Source organism: Micromonospora sp. 067-2 (assembly GCF_046549295.1).
GTDB lineage: Bacteria > Actinomycetota > Actinomycetes > Mycobacteriales > Micromonosporaceae > Micromonospora.
Genome location: NZ_JAJPWB010000009.1, coordinates 26696 through 43271 on the forward strand (window position 1 = coordinate 26696; position 16576 = coordinate 43271).

6 protein-coding genes are annotated in these 16576 nt (G+C 73.7%); 3 read left to right on the forward strand and 3 right to left on the reverse strand.

The annotated features are described in order from the left end of the window. Positions 1-184: 184 nt before the first annotated feature. Both ACLJN9_RS21975 and ACLJN9_RS21980 read right to left on the reverse strand, forming a co-directional pair. The gene (locus tag ACLJN9_RS21975; protein WP_410813367.1) at positions 185-1096 is read right to left on the reverse strand and encodes a dihydrodipicolinate synthase family protein; all 912 of its coding nucleotides are present in this window, start codon (positions 1094-1096) and stop codon (positions 185-187) included. A 46-nt stretch (positions 1097-1142) separates the two neighbouring features. Next, positions 1143-2174 carry a D-2-hydroxyacid dehydrogenase gene (locus ACLJN9_RS21980; RefSeq protein ID WP_410813368.1) on the reverse strand — a complete coding sequence of 344 codons (1032 nt, stop codon included), beginning with the start codon at positions 2172-2174 and terminating at the stop codon, positions 1143-1145. A 364-nt stretch (positions 2175-2538) separates the two neighbouring features. Here ACLJN9_RS21980 and ACLJN9_RS21985 point away from each other — a divergent pair, with 364 nt between their 5' ends. The 3 genes from ACLJN9_RS21985 to ACLJN9_RS21995 are packed head-to-tail and all read left to right on the forward strand — an operon-like array spanning position 2539 to position 4957. After that, positions 2539-3123, forward strand: coding sequence for a copper chaperone PCu(A)C (locus ACLJN9_RS21985; RefSeq protein WP_410813370.1), 585 nt, complete (start codon positions 2539-2541; stop codon positions 3121-3123). Continuing rightward, positions 3120-4352: a Dyp-type peroxidase gene (locus tag ACLJN9_RS21990; protein WP_410813371.1), complete on the forward strand. Its 1233-nt coding sequence runs from the start codon at positions 3120-3122 to the stop codon at positions 4350-4352. The genes ACLJN9_RS21985 and ACLJN9_RS21990 overlap by 4 nt, the downstream gene beginning before the upstream one ends. A 26-nt stretch (positions 4353-4378) precedes the next feature. Beyond that, positions 4379-4957, forward strand: coding sequence for a copper resistance protein CopC (locus tag ACLJN9_RS21995; protein ID WP_410813623.1), 579 nt, complete (start codon positions 4379-4381; stop codon positions 4955-4957). A 62-nt stretch (positions 4958-5019) separates the two neighbouring features. Here ACLJN9_RS21995 and ACLJN9_RS22000 read toward each other — a convergent pair whose 3' ends face one another. Then, a complete protein-coding gene (locus ACLJN9_RS22000) occupies positions 5020-16572 on the reverse strand; it encodes an amino acid adenylation domain-containing protein (protein WP_410813372.1) in 11553 nt (3850 codons plus the stop codon). Between the last annotated feature and the right edge of the window lie 4 nt (positions 16573-16576).

A 16576-nucleotide genomic window follows, 5' to 3' on the forward strand; every position in this document is an offset into this window, starting at 1 on the left:
GCGCTCACGGTGCCCCCGTTCGTTCGCGACTGCGGGGCTCGCAACACCGGCTCACTCCTCGCGCTCACGGTGCCCCCGTTCGCTCGCGACTGCGGGGCTCGCAACACCGGCTCACTCCTCGCGCTCACGGTGCTTCCGTTCGTTCGCGACTGCGGGGCTCGCAACACCGGCTCACTCCTCGCGCTCACGCGGGCACCTGCAGCGCAGCGGCGGACGGCACCAGGCCGACCCGGGCGAGGACCTCGTCCAGTTCGCGCAGGGTGGTCTCGTCGGGCAGCGGGTTCAGCGCCCGACTCCGCGCGGTGGCGAGAACGCCTCGGCGGCGCAGCACCTCCTTGCGGATGCCCAGACCGACGCGCGGTTGGCCCTCGTAGACCAGGTAGGGCAGGTAGCGGTCGTTGACGGCCGCCGCGCGGGCCAGGTCGCCGGACTCGTGGGCGAGGCGGATGTCGCGCAGGATCTCCGGGTACGCGAAACCGGTCATCGTGCCGGCGGCGCCGCGGCGCAGTTCCCCGTACGCGCTGACCCCACCCAGGCCGCCGAAGACGGTGAGCTCCGGGCGAGCGGCGAGCAGCTTGCTGATCTTCGGCGGGGTGGGCGGATCCTCCAGCTTGACCACCGTGCTGCCGCTGGCGTCGAGGGCGGCGAGCAGCGCGGAGACGGGCAGGGTGACCCCGGTGGCGGCGGGCTCGTCCTGGACGATCACCGGAACCTCGCTGCCGGTGGTGGCGGCCCGATAGAAGGCGGCGATCTGGTCGGTGTCGCGCAGCAGGGTCGGCGCGGAGATCATTACGGCGGCCGCACCGGCCTCGACCGCCCGGGCCACGTGAGCGCGGACCACCGCCGCGGACGGGGCGGAACAGCCCACCGCGAAGGGCAGCCGACCGCTCGCGGCGCGGGCGACGGTGGTGAGCACCGAGTCGCGCTCGGCGGCGGTGAGGTCGGCGGCCTCGCCCATCACGCCGAGGATGGTGATGCCGTCGACGCCCCACTCGGTGGCGGCGTCGACGAGACGGGTGAGGCTGTCCTCGTCGACGTGGTTCTGATCGGTGAACGGTGTGGGGCTGATGTACCAGGTGCCGCGGAGGGTCGTCATTCTCGTCCTCGACTCGGGGGGTGGGTCTGGGCGTCCTACCTCGGGGTCAGTAGCCCAGTTCGCGCCGGTACGGGTTTCGCAGCGGCCGGCCGTCCAGGTAGCGGCGCAGGTTGTCGCAGAACAGGTCGGTCAGGGTGGCGTTCTCGGTGGCGACCGTGGAGGCCGAGTGGGGTGAGACGAGGACGTTGTCCAGGTCCCACAGCGGGCTGTCGCCCGGCAGCGGTTCGGTGCTGAAGACGTCCAGGCAGGCGCCACCGAGCCGGCCGCTGGTCAGCGCCTCGACCAGGGCGGGCTCGTCGACGACCGGGCCGCGGGCGATGTTGACCAGGACGGCGCCGTCGGGCAGCGCGGCGAGCTGACGGGCGCCGATCAGCCCGGTGGTCTGCGCGGTGAGCGGTGTGCACAGCACCAGCACGTCGGTGCCGGGCAGCACCTGGTCAAGGTCGTCGACCGGGCGCACCTCGACGGCCGCGTCGAGGCCGTAGTCGCGGCCGGGCCGGCCGAGGCCGACCACCCGGGTGCCGAGCGCCGCGAAGGTGGCGGCGACCTGCCGACCGATGCCGCCGAGGCCGACCACGCAGACCGTACGCCCGGCGAGCTGGCTGGTGGTGTACCGCTGCCAGCGGTGGTCCCGCTGCTGCCGGCGCAGGTGCGGCAGCCCTTTGACGAAGTGCAGGGCGCCGGTGAGGGCGAACTCGGCCAGCGGCACGGCGTGGATACCGGCCGCAGTGGTGAACCGCAGGTCGGTGCGGTCCAGTCCGGTGCGCTCGACGAAGCCGCCGATGCCGGCACTGGTGGCCTGGACCCAGCGCAGTCGGGGCGCCCGGGTGGGCAGGGCCTCGGGGGCCTGCCAGTCGAAGTCGAAGGAGACCTCGCTGTCGGCGAGCGCCTGCTCCCAGCGGCGACGCCCGGTCTCGTCGAGCGCGCGGGGGGTGCCGCCGTGGTCGCAGCGATAGCGGGGTACCGGAAGAAGGTCGGGCTCGTAGCGCACCTCGACCGTGTCGTCGACGGCGGCGATGCGGTCGACGTACTCGGGTTCGAGATAGGTGGCGATCAGAACCGGCGTCCGGTGAGGCATGCGCAGACCATAAGCTCGGCTGCTGATTGTCGACAATCAGCAGCCGACACTCCTTTATCAAAATGAGATGTTCGACGGGACGACTTCCGGCGGTCCAACGCAACCTGTCCGGTATGTCGGACACTTTCCTGCCGTCGGGCACCGTCACCTGCTCGCCGACCGTCGGCGCGCTCGCGCCCGACGGAACCGGAGTCACTGCCAGCGGCGGGCTTGTGCGCCGTTCGTGGTTGGCCGACGCGGTGTCGTGCGCGAACGGACCGCATCGGGATGCCGGGCCGGCCGCACTCGTTCGTGGTCGCCCAGGAACTTCTCGCCCGGCCGGAGCGACCATCCAGACGCCAGACCACCGTCGAAGGGATCCTCGATGCCCCGCACCACTCACGCCGGACCGCGTCACCGCCCGGCTCTGCTCGCCGCCGCCGCCGCACTTCTGGCATCTGGTCTCACCGGCTGCGGGTCGTCCGACACCCCGCAGCCGGCCGCCGCGAGCCCGTCGGCGTCGGCACCCGCCGCCGCAGGCGTGGTCGGTGTCCGCGACCCCTGGGTGAAGGCCGCCGACAAGGGCATGACCGCGGCGTTCGGCACGCTGGTCAACGACGCCGACACCGACGTCACCGTCACCGGCGCCTCCACAGAGGTCTCCCCGATGGAACTGCACGAGATGACCATGAAGGACGGGAAGATGGTCATGCAGGCCAAGCCGGGTGGCATCGTGATCAAGGCGAAGAGCACCCACGTGCTGGAGCCCGGCGGCGACCACCTGATGCTGATGAACGTGAGGCAGCCGGTGCAGGCCGGCGACGAGCTGGCCTTCACGCTCACCTTCGCCGACGGCAGGACCCAGACGTTCTCCGCGGTGGCCAAACCGTTCACCGGTGCACAGGAGAGCTACTCGCCCGGCCATGGTGCGAGCCCGACGCCGGAAATGAGCATGAGCCCAGCCTCATGACCCCCGAACCGGTATCCCGGTCGGTGAGCAGGCGCGGTCTGCTCACCGGTGGGGCCGTCGCCGCCGGAGGCGCGCTGGCCGGTGTCGCCGCGATCAGCGACAGACGATCCGAGGACCGCGACAGCAGGCTGACCGGAGCTGCTCCGGTCGCCGCCGCCGGCATCGCGGTCGAGCCGTTCCACGGGCCCCGGCAGGCCGGCGTCGCCACCGAGGCGCAGGCCCACGCGGCGTTCGTGGCCCTCACCCTGCAGCCCGGCACGGACCGGGCTGCGGTGCGTCGGATGCTGCGACTGTTGACCGACGACGCCGACCGCCTCACCCAGGGCCGTCCGGCTCTGGCCGACACCGAGGCCGAACTCGGGATGCTGCCCGCGCGGCTGACCGTGACCTTCGGATTCGGACCTGGCCTGTACCGGGTCGCCGGCGTCGAGGACCGGCGGCCGGCGTCGGTGGCCGACCTGCCGCGATTCCGCATCGACCGTCTCCAGCCGGCCTGGTCCGGCGGTGACCTCCTGCTGCAGATCTGCGCCGACGACCCGATCACGGTCGCGCACGCCCAACGGGTCCTCCTCAAGGACAGCCGACCCTTCGCCACCGTCCGCTGGGTCCAGCAGGGCTTCCGGCGCAGCCCCGGTGTGGAGCCGGGCGGTCGCACACAGCGCAACCTGTTCGGTCAGCTCGACGGCACCGCCAACCCTCAGCCCGGCGTACCCCTGGACGTGGCCGTCTGGGTGCCCGACGGCCCCGCGTGGCTGCACGACAGCACCACGCTGGTGATACGGCGCATCAGCATGAACATGGAGACCTGGGACCTGCTCGGCCGGACCGACCGGGAACTCGCCAGCGGCCGTCGCCTCGACACCGGCGCCCCTCTCACCGGCACCGCCGAACACGACGAACCCGACTTCGCGGCCACCGGCCCGGACGGGCTCACCGTCATCCCCGACTTCTCCCACCTCACCCGCGCGCACGTCACCGACGACCGGCAGAGGATCCTGCGCCGCCCCTACAACTACGACGGCGTACCGACCCCGCAGGGCCAGGCCGACAGCGGCCTGATCTTCACCTCGTACCAGGCCGACATCGCCCGACAGTTCCTGCCCATCCAACGTCGGCTGGCCGACCGGGACCTGCTCAACGAATGGACCACCCCGATCGGGTCCGCCGTGTTCGCCATCCCGCCCGGTTGTCAACCCGGCGGATGGATCGGCGAGCAGGTCCTCGGATGAACCATCCCACCGGAAAGTCGCCCGTCATGACCGACCCGTCGTCCCGTCGCACCGTTGCCCGGCTCGGCGCCGGGGTGCTCACCGCCCTGGTGGCACTGCTCGTCGCCGCCACCCCGGCATCGGCGCACAACACACTCCGGTCGTCGTCGCCGGCCCGGGACGCGACCCTGTCGAGTGCACCTACCGAGGTCACACTCGAATTCATGGCGCGGCTGGACCCCACGTTCACCACCATTGTGCTCACCGACGCCGCCAAACGGAGGATCCCCACGGGTGAGCCGGTGGTCGCCGGGACGGCGAGCACCGTCCGGGTCACCGGCACGCTGCCGAACGGCACGTACACGGTCGCCTACCGGGTGGTCTCCGCCGACGGGCACCCGGTTCAGGGGTCGTACCCGTTCACGGTGGCCGACCCCTCGGCCAGCGCCGCGCCGACCAGCGTCGGCGCACCAATCCAGGTGGCCAGCCCGTCGAACGCCGCGGGGGTACGGCCCGACCGCGGGCCGGGTGCTGGTGTCCTCGTCGCCGGCGGGGCGCTGCTGGCCGTCCTCACCGTGGTGGTGGCCGGCCTGCTGCGGCGACAGGCGGCCCTTCGTCGACCGTAGCCCGCTGCCCGCTGTCACCTCACCTGGTCACCTCCGCAGCAGCCACCCACCGAACCGCACCGTCACCGCGTCCCCTCTCCGGCCGTCAGCCGCCGGTCGGCGGCCTCCTGCAGCGCATTCTTGTCCCTCGTCACGATGCCGGACGGGATCACGTCCGGCAGGTCGTCCTCGAGCCGGCGGACCCGGCGGGTGGCGAACGCGGCGCCGCCGAGCGCCGTCGAGGCGAGCCCGGCAAGGATCACCAGCAGCGCGATGCCGCGGCCCGGCCCGGTGCCGATCAGCGCCCCGGCCGTGCCGGCCAGCGGCCCGCCGTCGCGCATCCACGGCTCGAACAGGCCGGCGGTGAGCGGCCCGGCCGCCAGGAACCCGACCGGCACCATCAGCCAACTCAGCATCATCCCCGTCGCGAGGACCCGACCCTGCAGCTCCAACCCGACCTTCGCCTGCACGATCGCGAGCCAGTGCGCGTTGAGTACCGCGGTGGCGAACCCGAGGCCGAACAGCCCGATCGCCGGGAAAGCCGGGTGCGGATGCAACCCGGTCACCACCATCGAGGCGCCGATCAGGAGGAACGACGCGAGGATGCCGGTCGTACGCCGTTCGGTGCCTCCCCACACCGCCATCGTCACGCTGCCGGTGATCAGGCCCACGCCCAACGCGCCGAGCACCAGCCCGACCACGCCCGCGCCGCCGAGGGACAGGGCGAGTGGCAGCGACAGCACCTCGATCAGCCCGAAGAAGAAATTGAGTGCGGTCGTGAACGCGGTGAGCAGCACCAGCCCTCCTCGCCGCAGCAGGAAACGGAACCCGCCGGTCAGCTCGCGCAGGAACGGCTCCTCACGGCGCAGGAACAGCCGGTCCGGGAACCGGATCGACACCGTCACCGTCACCGCGAACAGGAACGTCACCAGGTCGATGAGCACGATCCCGGGCAGCCCGATCGCGAGGACCAGCGCGCCGCCGACCATCGGGGCCAGCACCGCACCGGTCGCGGTGCCGAGCTGCGTGATGCCGTTGGCCCGCCCGTAGTACCGCTTCGGCACGAGTTGGGTCACCGCGGCCAGGTACGCCGGTTGCTGGAACGCGGTCGCGGTGGCGCCCATCGCCGACACGACGAACAGGTGCCACAGCTGCGCGCCGCCGCTGTGCAGGAGGAAGGCCAGCGCCACCGTGCCGCAGGCGGCGAACGTGTCCGCGGCGATCATGACGCGCCGCCGGTCGAAGCGGTCGGCCACCGCCCCGGCGATCGGCGCGAGCGCCACCGCGGGCAGCAGCGCCATCACCGACAGCAGACCGAACAGCGTCACCGACCCGGTGCGCTGGTAGGTCCACACACCCATCGCGAACGTGGTCAGGCCGGTGCCGATGAGCGACACGAACTGCCCGGCCGCCACCAGTGCGAAGGTGCGCAGGTCCGGCTTCGGGCCGGCGTCCACGGGTGGCGGCGAGGGCGGGACGACCGCCTCCTGGTCCGTCGGTTCCGTGAGGAGCTGCGCCAGCTCGGTCGCCTGGTACTTCTGGAAGTAGTGGCCGGCGTCGGGAATCACCCGCAGCGTGACGTCGTCGGAGAAGTGGTACCACTCGGCGTACCGCTCCTCGTAGAGGTCGGTGGCCCGGTCGCCGCCGCCCACCACGCACACGATCGGCACGGTGAGCCTGCGGTGTTCCGGGTCGGCGTAGACAGCCGTGTAGTACTCCTCGCCCTCCGTCGCGTCGTGCAGGAAGGCGCGGATCGCGAAGTCCCGTTCGCGGCGGTCCAGCACCTCGCTGAAGAAGCCCATGGCGCGCAGCGACTCCAGTGCGGCCCGCTTCGACGTCCACCGCTGCTGCGGGAACATCCGGCGCAGGGCCTGGAAGAACCGGCCGGGGAGCTGCGGCACCGGAAAGTGCCCCCCGATGTGGACCGACCGCAGATCCACCCTGGACTCCAGCTGTCGGGCCAGCTCGACCGTCGTGGCGCCCCCGAGGCAGTGCCCGTAGATCACCACCGGCCCGGTGACGGCCCCGACGGCCTCGGCGACACACGCCCGCACCAAGTCCCGGATCGGTAGCGGTTGCTCGTCGGGGCGGCTCAGGTCGTGCCCCGGCGGTTCCAGGGCGAGCAACCGCACGTGCGCCGGCATCGCGGCGCCGAGCGCCTGATAGGTGATCGCACCGCCGCCGGCGAACGGCACGCAGAGCACGGTCAGCGTCGTGGTGCCGGGCGGACGCGGCGGAGTCATCTCGTGCAGCAGCCGCGCCGGCCGCGCGGCGCCGACCCGGTCGCCGAGATGATCCGCGAGCGACCGTATCGTCGGGTGGGCGAAGAGGTCCAGCACGCCGACGGCCACGCTCAGCCCGCCGACGGCCCGGATGGCCCGGAACGAATCGCCGCCGGTGTCGAAGAAGTTGTCGTCGATCCCGATCGTGTCGACGCCGAGCACCTCGGTCCAGCGCAGTGCCAGCTCCGACTCCAGCGGCGTACGCGGCGCGACGAACGCGGCGGACGGCGTCGCGGCGCGGTCGGGAGCGGGCAGGGCACGCCTGTCGAGCTTGCCGTTCGGGCTCAGCGGCAACGCGTCGAGGCCGACCAGCGCCACCGGCACCATGTGCTCGGGCAACCGGGCACGCAGGTGCCCACGCAGATCCGAATCGGCCGCGGCACGCGGCACCACGTACCCGACGAGGCTCTGGCCGTCCGGCCCGTCCTGGCGTACGACGACCGCCGCCTCGACCACGGCGGGGTGCGTCGCGAGGCGCGCCTCGATCTCGCCCAGCTCGATCCGCAGGCCACGCACCTTGACCTGGTTGTCGATGCGGCCGAGGAAGTCCAGGGTGCCGTCCGGGCGCCAGCGGGTGAGGTCGCCGGTGCGGTACAGCCGCGCGCCGGGCGTGCCGGCGAACGGATCGGGCACGAAGCGGTCGGCGGTGAGCGCGGGACGGGCGTGGTAGCCGCGCGCCACCTGGACACCGCCGATGTGCAGCTCGCCGGGCACGCCGACGGGACACGGGTTCCCGGCCGGGTCGAGCACGTGGACCGTGGTGTTCGCCACCGGGCCACCGATCGGCACCCGGGTGAGTCCGGTGAGCGCGGTGGGCGCGCACGCCCAGGCGGTCACGTCCACGGCGGCCTCGGTGGGCCCGTACAGGTTGTGGAGTTCGGCGGGCAACGCCGCCACGCACCGCCGGGCGAGGTCGGCCGGCAACTCCTCGCCGGAGCAGATCACCCGCCGTAGCGAGTCGAGCCGGTCGAGCCCGTCCTGGCCGAGGAACTGGGCGAGCATCGACGGCACGAAGTGCAGGGTGGTCACCGACTCGGCGGCGACGAGGTCGCGCAGGTACGCCGGGTCGCGGTGGCCGCCCGGCACGGCCAGCACCAATCGCGCCCCGCTCATCAGCGGCCAGAAGAACTCCCACACCGACACGTCGAAGCTCGCCGGCGTCTTCTGGAGCACCACGTCCGCCGGAGACAGCTCGTGGTCGCGCTGCATCCACGCGAGACGGTTGGCGATGCCCCGGTGGGTGTTGGGCACGCCCTTGGGCCGCCCGGTCGACCCGGAGGTGTAGATCAGGTACGCGACGTCGTCGAGCGTTCCGAGCGGCGCCGGGTCGGCCGTCGGAGCGTCCCGCCACGGCGCCGGTTCGTCGAGGGCGAGCACACGTACGCCGGTGGTGTCGAGCCCTGCCGGTGGCGCTCCGGTGGTGAGCAGCACGGGCGCGTCGGCGTCGGCGAGCATGAACGCGAGTCGCTGCGCCGGATAGTCCGGATCCAGCGGTACGTACGCCCCGCCGGCCTTGAGGATGCCGAGCAGACCGGCGACGAGCTCCACAGAGCGCTCGGCGCAGATCGCCACCAGCGTCCCGGGCCGCACCCCGTGGCCGCGCAGCACGTGGGCGACACGATTGGCGCGCTCGTTCAGCTCCCCGTACGACACGTCGGTGTCCCGGAAGGTCACCGCCGGTGCCTGCGGCGCGCCCGCGACCCGGGCCTCGAACGCCGGCACGATCGCGGGAGCGTCGAGCGCGGCGGCGGTGTCGTTGAACCCCACCACCACCCGTTCCCGCTCGGCGGCGGTGAGGAGCTCGACGTCGCCGACCCGGGTCGCCGGGTCGGCGGCGAAGCCGGCGAGCATGGCGACGAGGTGACCGAGCATCCGCTCGCCGGTCGAGGCGTCGAACAGGGCGGTGTTGTGCTCCAGCACGCAGTCGAGGCCGTCGCCGGTCTCGTAGGCGGTGAGGGCCAGGTCCACCTGGGCGGCACCGGAGTCGACCGGTAGACGGCGGAGGAGCACGCCGGTCATCGCGCCCTCCTCGGCCGGCACGTTCAGCAGGTTGAACATCACCTGGAACAGCGGGTTGCGGCTGGGGTCGCGGGGCAGATCCAGTTCGTCGACCAGCCGCTCGAACGGCACCTCCTGGTGGGCGAAGGCACCGAAGGCGGTCTCCCGTACGGCGCCGAGCAGGTCGGTGAAGCGGGTGCCGCCGTCGAACCGGGAGCGGAGCACGAGGGTGTTGACGAAGAAGCCGACCAGGTCCTCCAGTTCGGCATGAACCCGACCGGCGACCGGTGTGCCGACGCAGATGTCGTCCTGGGCGCTGTAGCGGTGCAGGAGCGCCTGGAACGCCGCGAGCAGCGTCATGTAGAGCGTCGCGCCGTGCGCGCGACCGACGGCGCGAAGACGGTCGGTCAGATCGGCGGGTACACGGAGTGTGCTGGTGCCACCGTCGAACGTCTGCACCGGCGGGCGGGGACGGTCGGTCGGCAACGCCAGGCTGTCCGGTGCCCCGGCCAGGGCCGTGCGCCAGTAGGCGAGGTCCGCCCCGGCGTCGCGGGCACGTTGCCGCGCGGAGTGCTCGGCGTAGCTCGTCTGCAGGGCCGGCAGGTCCGCCGGGCCGTCGGCGAGCGCCGCGTCGTACAGGCGGCCGAGGTCGCGCTGCAGGATGCCGAGCGACCAGCCGTCGCAGACCGCGTGGTGCAGGCACAGCATCAGCACGTGCCGGCGCGGGCCGGAACGGAACAGGGTCGCCCGGAACAGCGGACCACGCGCCAGGTCGAACGGGCGCCGCAACTCGGCGTCGAGGTCGGGCTCGGCGGCGTCCGTTCCCGTGAAGGCGACGGCGGACGGCGGTAGGACCACCTGCACCGGTTCGCCGTCGGGCGCCGGCAGCACCGTGCGCAACGGCTCGTGGCGGCGGGCGAGCCCGTCGAGGGCGCGGCGCAGAGCCGACTCGTCGAGGTCGCCGTCGAGGTCGAGCACGAGTGCCATCGCGTACGCGGACCCGAGGGTGTGCGCCTGCTCGAGGAACCACAGCCGCCGCTGGCCGAACGAGACGGGATGGGTGACGGGCCGGTCGGGCACGGGCGCCGGTGGCCCGGCGGCCGCCCCGGACCCGGTGGCCGCCGGCCCGACCAGCTCGGCGAGGGCCGCCGGTGTCGGCTCGCGCAGGAACGCGGCGAGCGTCACCTCGGTGCCGTACCGTGCGCGCAGCCGGGCCGTCACCTGCGTCGCGAGCAGGGAGTGTCCGCCGAGTTCCAGGAAGTCGTCCGTCACCCCGATCGGGGCGACGCCCAGCAGATCCTGCCAGATCCCCACCACCGCCGCCTCGACGTCCGTGCGCGGCGGAAGATGGTCCCCCGCGGCGTCGGGACGCGCGTAGACCGTCTCGGGTTGCGGCGCGGCGAGCGCGGCCGGCACGGCCTCCACCTGGGGGCCGGCGTGCCGGTCGACCCAGTAGCGGCGCCGCTCGAAGGGGTACGTGGGCAGTGGCACCCGGCGGCGCGGAGCGCCGTCGCCCAGCCGGGACAGGTCGACCGGCACGCCGGACGTCCACAGTCGACCGATGCCCTCGAGGAGCACGCGACGACCGTCGCTGTCGTCGCGGGCGGCCGGCATCAGCGCCACGGCACCGCGCCCGACGAGCGGCGACAGCGTGCGCGGCCCGACCTCGACCACCGAGCCGCCCTGGGCCGTCAGCTCCCGCACGCCGTCGGCGAACCGGACGGTCGTGCGCAGGTGCCGCGCCCAGTACGCCGGGTCGGTCGCCTCGGCGGCCGTGATCCACGTGCCGGTGACGTTGGAGACGTACCGCGCGGTCGGTGGGCGCAGCGCGACGGTGCGGACCTCGGCGACGAAGTCGGCCAGCGCGCCGTCCATCATCGCGGAGTGGAACGCGTGCGAGGTGTGCAGCCGGTGCGTGGCCACACCCCGCGCCGCGAGCGTGGCCCCGAACGCCGCGACGTCGGCCTCGGCACCGGCCAGCACGCAGACCTCGGGGGCGTTGACGGCCGCGAGCGACACGCCGTCGGGAAGCAGCGGCGCGACCTCCGCCTCCGGCAGCGGCACGGCGAGCATCGCGCCGGCCGGCATCCGCTGCATGACGGCGCCCCGGGCGGCGACGAGCCGTAGGGCGTCGTCGAGCGGGAACACGCCGGCGAGGCAGGCGGCCACGTACTCGCCGACGCTGTGCCCGAGCATCCCGTCCGGGCGTACGCCCGCATCGACGAGTGTGCGCGCGAGCGCGTACTGGGCCACGAACAGCGCCGGCTGGGCGAACCGGGTCTGCCGCAGCTCGTCGGCCCGACCGCCGTGGAGAACGGCGCGCACGTCGGCACCGAGGTGCGGCCGGAGCTCCTCGGCGCACTCGTCCACGATCGACCGGTACGCCGCCACGTGCCGGTACAGATCGTGGCCCATCCCGGGGTACTGCGCGCCCTGACCGGGGAACACGAACGTCACCCGGTGCCCTGCGGGGTTGGCCTCGGCGGTGCACACCGCCCCGGGATCGTAGGCCGCCCCCGCCTCGGTGGCGACGAAAGCGCGCCGGTGGCGCAACTGGCGCCGCCCGCCGTGCAGGGTCGCCGCGACGTCGGCCAGCCGGGTGTGCGGCCGAGCCGCCAGGTGTGCGCGCAGCCGCTCGGTGGCCGTGTCGAGGGCACCGGGTGTCCGCGCGGAGAGCAGGAGCAGCTGCGGGCCGCCCTCGGCCGGCGCAGCGGCGGGTGCCGGTGCCTCCTCCACGACCACGTGCGCGTTCGTCCCGCCCATGCCGAAGGAGCTGACCCCCACGCGACGCGGCGTCGGCCCGTCCGGCCACGGCCGGCAGCTCGTGTTGACGTAGAAGGGCCCGAAGTCGATCGCGGGATTCGGCTTCCCGTGGTGCAGCGTCGGCGGAAGCGTACGGTGCTTGAGCGCCTGCACGGCCTTGATGAGCCCGGCGACGCCGGCCGCCGCGTCGGCGTGCCCGATGTTGGACTTGACCGAGCCGATCGCGCAGTACGGCTCGCTGGCCGGGCCGAACGCCTCGGCGAGCGCCGCGACCTCGATGGGGTCACCGAGCGCGGTGGCGGTGCCGTGCGCCTCGACGTAGCCGATCGTCGCCGGTTCGACCCCGGCGGCGGACAGCGCCCGCGACACCGCCCGCACCTGACCGTCCACGCCGGGTGCCGTGTAGCCGACCCGGCGGGCGCCGTCGTTGGTGACGGCCGACCCGCGGATCACCGCGTGCACGGTGTCGCCAGCCGCGAGGGCGTCCTCGAGCCGCTTGAGGACCACGACACCGACGCCGTTGGACCGGATGGTGCCCTTCGCGTCGGCGTCGAAGGTGCGGGTGCGGCCGTCCGGTGAGCTGATGTCGCCCGGCTGGTACAGGTATCCGCGGCGCTGGCCGACGCTGATGCTCGCGCCGCCGGCGAGGGCGACGTCGCAGTCACCGACGAGCAGGCTCTGCCGGGCGAGGTGCACGGCGACGAGCGAGGTCGAGCAGGCCGTGTTGACGCTCACGCTCGGGCCGTCCAGGTGCAGTTTGTACGAGGTGCGGGTGGGCAGGAAGTCCTTGTCGGTGCTCAGCGAGAGCTGGTACTCCCCCACCGAGCGCACGATCTCGGTCGCGCCGAGCAGGTGCTCGGTGAGGTACGTGCTGCGGCGACTGCCCGCGAACACGCCCACCTGCCCGGGGTCCCGCTCGGGGTCGTGCCCGGCGTCCTCCAGGGCCTCCCACGAGCACTCCAGGAACATCCGGTGCTGCGGGTCGAGCACCTCGGCCTCGCGGGGCGCCAGGTCGAACAGGGCGGCGTCGAACAGCTCGATGTCGTCGAGCACCGTGCCGGCCCGGACGTAGTCCGGGTCAGCCAGCGCGTCGGGGTCGGCGCCGTCAGCGAGCGCCTCGGCCTCGGTGAACGTCCGCACGGAGTCGCGACCGGCGGCGATGTTGCGCCAGAACTCGTCCGGGTCTCGGGCGTCGGGGAACCGGCAGGACATGCCGACGATCGCCACCATCGAACCCGGGGCGGGCGGCGGGACGTCCGCGACGGGCGCCGGCAGCGCCGCGGCGTGCCCACCGGCCAGGTGTCGGGCCAGCGCCTCGACGGTCGGGTGGCGGAACAGGTCGGTGACGGTCACCGCGTCGCCGAACCGCTCGGCGAGCATCCGGTGCACCCGCAGCAGGAGCAGGGAGTGCCCGCCCAGGTCGAAGAACGAGTCGCGGGGCCCGATCTCGGTAACGCCGAGGACCGCGCGCCAGGCGTCCACCACGGCACGCCGCACGTCGTCCGGCACGCGCTCGGCCGCCGTGGTGGCGGGCACGTCCCGCGGTGCCGGGTCCTTCGGTGCACGCCGTACCGGAACGACGCCGTCCGGCTCGCCGAGCCCACGATCGGCACCGCGTCCGCCACCGACGCGAGCCGCGCCGCCCGGGTCGACCGGACCATCGGCCGGCAGCGGCCGGGCGCGCAACGCGGACCGGTCGATCTTGCCGTTGGCGGTCAGCGGAAGCTCCGGCAGCGCCACCACCGCGGCCGGCACCATCTGCTCCGGCAGTGTGGCGCGCAGCGCCTCGCGTACCCCGTCGGTGGCGCCGACGACGAACGCGACCAGCCGCGCACCCCCGGGGTCGTCGTCGCGGGCCACGACCGCGGCGGCGGTGATGCCCGGCCGGGCGGTGAGGGCCGCCTCGACCTCCCCGGGATCGATCCGCATACCCCGGACCTTCACCTGCAGGTCGGCGCGGCCGACGTACTCCAGCGTGCCGTCCTCCCGGTGCCGGACCAGGTCGCCGGTGCGGTACATGCGCTCACCGGAGGAGGTGAACGGATCGGGCAGGAACCTCTCGGCGGTGAGGCCGGGTCGGTGCAGGTAGCCACGGGCGACGCCGGCGCCGGCGATGTGCAGCTCGCCGACGACGCCCACCGGTACCGGCTCGAGACACCCGTCGAGCACGTAGCACCGGGTGTTCGTGATCGGCCGACCGATCGGCACCGGCCCGGCGGCGGGGACCAGTTCCGTCACCTCGTGGTGCACCGCGGTCACGACGGTCTCCGTCGGTCCGTACGACGAGTAGATCCGCACCTCGTCGCGCAGGCCGGCGATCTGCTCACCCCGCAGGCTCTCACCGCCGACGACCAGCGCGCGGGTGCCCGCGCCGAGGTCGGCGGGGCTCAGCTGGCCGGTGAGGATCGCGAGATGCGACGGGGTGAGCTTGACGAAGCTCACCGGACGATCGCGGCCGCGCAGCGCCTCGCCGAGCGTCGCGGCCCCGGAACCACCGCCCACCAGGTGCACCGGAGCACCGGCGACGAGCGGCGCGAACACGTTGGTCAGGCCGAGGTCGAAGGCCACCGACGAGTGCGCCAGCGCGCCGTCACGGACGCCGTACGTGTCGGCGGCCCAGCGGGCGAAGTTCGCCAGCCCGCCGTGGGTCACCATGACCCCCTTCGGCGTACCGGTCGAGCCGGAGGTGTGGACCACGTACGCGAGGTCGGCGGGGCGCGGCGCGGCGGACGGCTCGTCGGCCTCGGGCCAGCCCGCCGACACGTCGAGCACCCGTCCGGCAAAGCCGGCGAGCCGGCCGGCGTACGCCGTCGAGGTGACCAGGACCGCTGCTCCGGTGTCGCCCAGCACCGCCTGCAGGCGGGCGGTCGGGTGGGCCGGGTCGAGCGGCACGTACGCCGCCCCGGCGCGCCACACGCCGACGAGCACGGCGACGAGGTCGACCGTCCGGTCGAGGCAGACGCCCACCAGGTCGCCCGGGCGTACGCCGGCAGCCCGCAACCCCGCCGCCACCCGGTCGGCGGCGCGGTCGAGGCCGGCGTAGGTCAGCGTGGTCGTGGCGTCGACCGCCGCCGGCGCGTCGGGCGTCGCGACGACGTGCGCCGCGAACAGTTCCGGAACGCTCGTCGGAGCGACGCCGGCCGGAGCACCCTCGACCAGCGCACGCCGCTCGTCGGACGACAGCATCGGCAGCCGGTGCGCGGGAGCGTCCGGATCGGCGAGCGCGGCGTGCAGCAGCGTCTGGAAATGGTCGAGCATCCGGCGGATCGGGCGTTCGTCGAACAGTTCGGTGCTGTACTGCAGCGCGCCGTCGAGCCCGTCGGGGCCGAGGCTGAGCGCGAGTGTCAGGTCGAACTTCGCGGTGGTGGCGGGGGGCTCGCCGGGCGTCGCGACGACGCCGGGCAGGTCCAGGCCCTCGGCGCCCTGCTCGTAGCTGAACATGACCTGGAACAGCGGACCGCGACCCTGGTCACGGTCCGGCCGCAGCTCGGCGACGAGCCGTTCCAACGGCACGTCCTGGTTGGCGTGCAGGCCGAGCATGGCCTCGCGCACCCGGCCCACCGCCGCGGCGAACGACGGCTGCCCACCGAACTCGGCCCGCACCGGCAGGGTGTTGACGAACAACCCGACGAGGTTCTCCACCTCCGCGCGGTTGCGGTTGGCGATCGGGGTGCCGATCACGAGGTCGTCCTGCCGGCTGTACCGCGCCAGCAGCAGCATGAACACCGTCATGAGCAGCATGTGCGGGGTCGCGCCGAGGCGCCGGCACACGTCCCGCAGGGCGGCTACCGGCACGGGCATCCGCACCGGGATCGCCGCACCGGCGTAGCTGCGCTCCGCCGGTCGCGGTCGGGCCACCGGAAGGTCCAGGTGCGGCGGCGCGGCGTCCAGTGTGGCCCGCCAGTACGCCAGCTGCGCCGCGTACTGCGGCCCGTCGAGCCAGTCCCGCTGCCAGGCCGCGACGTCCGTGTACCGGATCGGCGCCTCCGGCAGGGGGTGCGTGGCGTCGCGGTAGAGCGCGCCCAACTCGCGGGTCACGATGCCGAGCGACCACTCGTCGGCGACGATGTGGTGCAGGGTGAGCAGGAGCACGTGCTCGTCGTCCGCGACCCGGAGGAGCTGGCCGCGTACCAGCGGGCCGGTGGCCAGGTCCATCGGCTCCCCGGCCTCGGCGGCGGTCCGCGCCGCCACCTGGACGACGCGCTCGACCGCCGGCAGCCCGCCGAGGTCGACGATCTCCAGCGGCCACGGCGCCGGTTCGGTGATCTCCTGCACGGGCTGCCCGGCGTCGTCGGTGGTGAACCGCACCCGCAGCGACTCGTGCCGCGCGAGCAGCAGGTTCAGCGCCCGGCGCAGCGCGTCGACGTCCACCCGCCCGGCCAGCCGGTACACCAGCGGCAGCAGGTACGCGTTGCGCGTCGCAACGACGTGCTCCAGATACCACATCCGGTGCTGCGCCGACGACAGCGGCGCCCGCGGGCCCGTGGTGGTGCGCACAATGGCGGCGGCCCTGCCCTCGCCGCCGCGGCCGGCGCGCATCGCGCGCAGCAGTGCCATCCGGTTCGTGTCCAACGCGCGCGCTTCGATAGCCATGCTG

Coding starts and splice junctions, on each gene's coding strand:
- ACLJN9_RS21975 (WP_410813367.1), bottom strand. CDS start 1,096: ATGACGACCCTCCGCGGCACCTGGTACATCAGCCCCACACCGTTCACC.
- ACLJN9_RS21980 (WP_410813368.1), bottom strand. CDS start 2,174: ATGCCTCACCGGACGCCGGTTCTGATCGCCACCTATCTCGAACCCGAG.
- ACLJN9_RS21985 (WP_410813370.1), top strand. CDS start 2,539: ATGCCCCGCACCACTCACGCCGGACCGCGTCACCGCCCGGCTCTGCTC.
- ACLJN9_RS21990 (WP_410813371.1), top strand. CDS start 3,120: ATGACCCCCGAACCGGTATCCCGGTCGGTGAGCAGGCGCGGTCTGCTC.
- ACLJN9_RS21995 (WP_410813623.1), top strand. CDS start 4,379: ATGACCGACCCGTCGTCCCGTCGCACCGTTGCCCGGCTCGGCGCCGGG.
- ACLJN9_RS22000 (WP_410813372.1), bottom strand. CDS start 16,572: ATGGCTATCGAAGCGCGCGCGTTGGACACGAACCGGATGGCACTGCTG.